General features: G+C 70.5%; 4 protein-coding genes. 1 reads left to right on the top strand and 3 read right to left on the bottom strand.

The features are described from left to right. Positions 1-1137, top strand: a 1137-nt coding sequence (locus QN345_RS16960) for a M17 family metallopeptidase (RefSeq protein WP_323508931.1), incomplete at its 5' end; no start/stop codon positions are given. Positions 1138-1233: 96 nt separating this feature from the next. Here the strand turns inward: QN345_RS16960 and QN345_RS16965 are convergent. From QN345_RS16965 to QN345_RS16975, 3 genes are all read right to left on the bottom strand, one after another. Further along, positions 1234-2457 carry an acetyl-CoA C-acetyltransferase gene (locus tag QN345_RS16965; RefSeq protein ID WP_277612965.1) on the bottom strand — a complete coding sequence of 408 codons (1224 nt, stop codon included), beginning with the start codon at positions 2455-2457 and terminating at the stop codon, positions 1234-1236. Further along, complete coding sequence (locus tag QN345_RS16970) at positions 2454-3131, bottom strand: 3-oxoacid CoA-transferase subunit B (RefSeq protein WP_134448888.1); 678 nt, start codon at positions 3129-3131, stop codon at positions 2454-2456. The genes QN345_RS16965 and QN345_RS16970 overlap by 4 nt, the downstream gene beginning before the upstream one ends. 1 nt (position 3132) lies before the next feature. After that, positions 3133-3405, bottom strand: a 273-nt coding sequence (locus tag QN345_RS16975; RefSeq protein WP_323508932.1) for a CoA-transferase, incomplete at its 5' end; no start/stop codon positions are given.

Here is a 3405-nt window from a genome sequence, read left to right on the forward strand (position 1 = left end):
GGGCTCGACCCGGTCGCGGCCAGCGCGGCCGTCGTCGAGGGCGCCGTGCTCGCACGCTATCGCTACCTCGAACTCAAAACGGCGACCACCCACATTCCCCTCGAAGCGCTCGACCTCGTCGGGAGCACCGCACACGCAGGCGGCGTCGCACGCGGCCTCGCCCTCGCCCGGGCGACGGCCCTCGCGCGCGACCTTGCGGCCGCCCCGCCCTCCCATCTCACGGCGACGGTCTTCGGCGACTTCGCAGAGGCTCTCGCACCGCAATTCGGGCTCGAGGTGAGCGTCTTCGACAAGGCGGAACTCATCGAGCTCGGCTGCGGCGGCCTCCTCGGCGTCAATGCCGGCAGCATCGAAGAGCCCCGGATGATCGAGGTCCGGTATCGCCCCTCCGAACAGCCGACCGGGCACCTCGCCCTCGTCGGCAAGGGCATCATGTACGACTCCGGCGGGATCGCTCTCAAGCCGGGCGATGTCACGCACCTCGCGATGAAGATGGACATGTCCGGTGCCGGCGCGATCTTCGCCGCGATGACTGCGCTCACAGAACTCGGCTGCACGAACGCCGTGACCGCCTATCTGATGTGCACAGACAACATGCCCTCCGGTTCGGCGACCGCGATGGGTGACGTCCTCACGATCCGCGGCGGCACGACCGTCGAAGTCAAGAACACCGACGCGGAGGGGCGGCTCGTGATGGCGGACGGGCTCGTCCTCGCCACCGAAGAGGGCGTTGACGCCATCGTCGACCTCGCGACCCTCACCGGGGCCGCGCTCGTCTCGCTCGGCCCGATGATGGCGGCGCTGTTCGGCAACGACCAGGACATCATCGACCAGGTGCGCGCGGCATCCGACCTCACCGACGAGACAGTCTGGCAACTTCCGCTCGACCGCCGCTACCGCAACCAGCTCGACTCGGACGTCGCGGACATGTCGAACCTCGGCGGGCCGTTCGCCGGCGCGACGACCGCTGCCCTGTTCCTCGCGGACTTCGTCGGCGACACCCCCTGGGCGCACGTCGACATGTGCGGCCCGATGCAGTCGGACTCCGACGACTCCTGGCGGACCAAGGGACCGACCGGTTTCGGAGCCCGCCTGCTCGTCGAGCTCGCGCTCGCGTTCCGGCCCCCGGCCGCCTGAGCACGGCCGCCAACTGCGGAGCGCACGGTCGGCTCCTGCTTCGGCTTGCGCGCACCGGATGCCCGGCCCGAGCGACCGGACAGCGATCGCCTCCCATCACACCCGTTCGAAGACGGCGGCGAGGCCCTGTCCACCCCCGATGCACATGGTCTCGAGCAGGTACTGCCCCCCGGTGCGGTGCAGGTGCCTGCTCGCGGTCGCCAGGATGCGTGCGCCGGTGGCACCGACGGGGTGACCCAGGGAGATGCCGGAACCGTTCACGTTGGTGCGTTCCCAGTCGGCGTCGGTGAATTTCCACTCCCGGCTGACCGCGAGCACCTGCGCGGCGAATGCCTCATTGAGCTCGATCAGGTCAATGTCCGCGAGGGTGAGGCCTGCGCGTTCGAGGGCCTTCTTCGTTGCGGGCACCGGCCCGATGCCCATCCGCGAGGGCTCGACGCCGGCCCTTGCCCACGTCACGAGGCGCACGAGCGGGGTGAGCCCGAGCTCCGCGGCGCGCTCAGGGGTCGTCACGAGGCACACGGCGGCGGCGTCGTTCTGCCCGCTCGCGTTTCCGGCGGTGACCGTCGCGGCGGCATCCGTCTTCACGAGAATGGGACGCAGCCCGGCGAGACCGGCCAGGGTCGTGTCCGGCCGCGGGGTTTCGTCGCGGGAGACGACGACGGCGCCCTTTCGCCCCGGAACCGTGACCGGAACGATTTCGGCGTCGAAGCGGCCCTCTGCAACGGCCGCCGCGGCGCGCTGCTGGGACCGCACGGCGAGCTCGTCCTGCTCGGTACGACCGATGCCGTACTCCCGGCGCAGGTTCTCCGCGGTCTCGAGCATGCCGCCGGGAACCGGGTAGTTGCGGCCGCCGGCGGTCTCCCGGCCACGGCTGAGCGCGTCGCGCAGCAGCAGGCCCGGCCCGGCCGTGATTCCGAAACGGGAATCGACGGTGTAGAACGGCGCCTGGCTCATCGAGTCGACCCCGCCGGCCACGACGACGTCGCTGATGCCGGTCTGCACCTGCATCGCCGCGTCGAGCACGGCCTGCAGGCCGGAGCCGCACCGCCGGTCGAGTTGGAGCCCGCCGACGGTCACCGGCAGGCCGGCGTTGAGGGCGGCGACGCGGGCGACGGATGCCGCCTCCGCGGTCGGGTAGGCCTGCCCGAGGATCACGTCGTCGATCACACCCCCGTCGATGCCGGTACGTTCCAGCAGGGCCGCGATCACGGCGGCGGCGAGGTCGGCCGGCGCGACCGTGGCGAACATCCCGCCGAAGCGCCCGATCGGGGTGCGCACCGGTTCGCAGATGACGACCTCGCGCATCCGCTCGTTCATGCGCCGACCCCTGACAGCAGGGTGCGGATGACGCCCGGTTCCGCGGGCACGAGCAGCCGCGCCCCGGTCGCGGCCTGCACCTCCGCGACGGTGAGACCCGGAGCGACCTCCCGCAGCACGAGCCCCTCCCCGGTGACGTCGATCACCGCGAGGTCGGTGATGATCCGGGTGACCACGTGCTTGCCGGTCAGGGGAAGGGAGCACTCCGCCACGATCTTGTGCTCGCCGGCACGCGTGACATGCTCCATCACGACGATCACGGTATCGGCGCCGTGCACGAGGTCCATCGCCCCGCCCATACCTTTGATCATCTTGCCCGGCACGGCCCAGTTCGCGATGTCTCCCGTCTCCGAGACCTGCATCGCGCCGAGAACGGCCACGTCGATGACCCCGGCACGGATCATGCCGAAGCTCTGCGCGGAGTCGAAGTACGCCGCACCGGGATTGACGGTGATGGTCTCCTTGCCGGCGTTGATCAGTTTCGGGTCCTCCTCGCCCTCCCACGGGTACGCCCCGACGCCGAGCACCCCGTTCTCCGAATGCAGGATGACGTGCACCCCCTCCGGCAGGAAGTTCGGGATCAGGGTCGGCAGGCCGATCCCGAGGTTGACGTAGCTGTCGGGGGCGAGTTCCTGCGCGGCTCGGGCCGCCATCTCGTTGCGGGTCAGGGGCATGTCAGCCTTCCGTTCTGGCGGTATGGGCGGATGCCGCGGCCGCGGCGGCGTCTCCCGGCCGTGGCCGGGTCGTGACCTTCTCGATCGGGAGGTCATGCGCATCCGCGTGGTTCAGCTGCACGATCCGTTGCACGTAGATGCCGGCGAGGTGCACGTCGTCCGGATCGATCTCGCCCGGTTCGACGAGCTCGTCGACCTCGGCGATGGTGATCCGGCCGGCCATCGCTGCCGGCGGGTTGAAGTTGCGGGCCGACTTCTCGAAGACCAGATTGCC

Origin of the sequence: Cryobacterium sp. 10I1, from assembly GCF_035019805.1 — a bacterium.
GTDB lineage: Bacteria > Actinomycetota > Actinomycetes > Actinomycetales > Microbacteriaceae > Cryobacterium > Cryobacterium glucosi.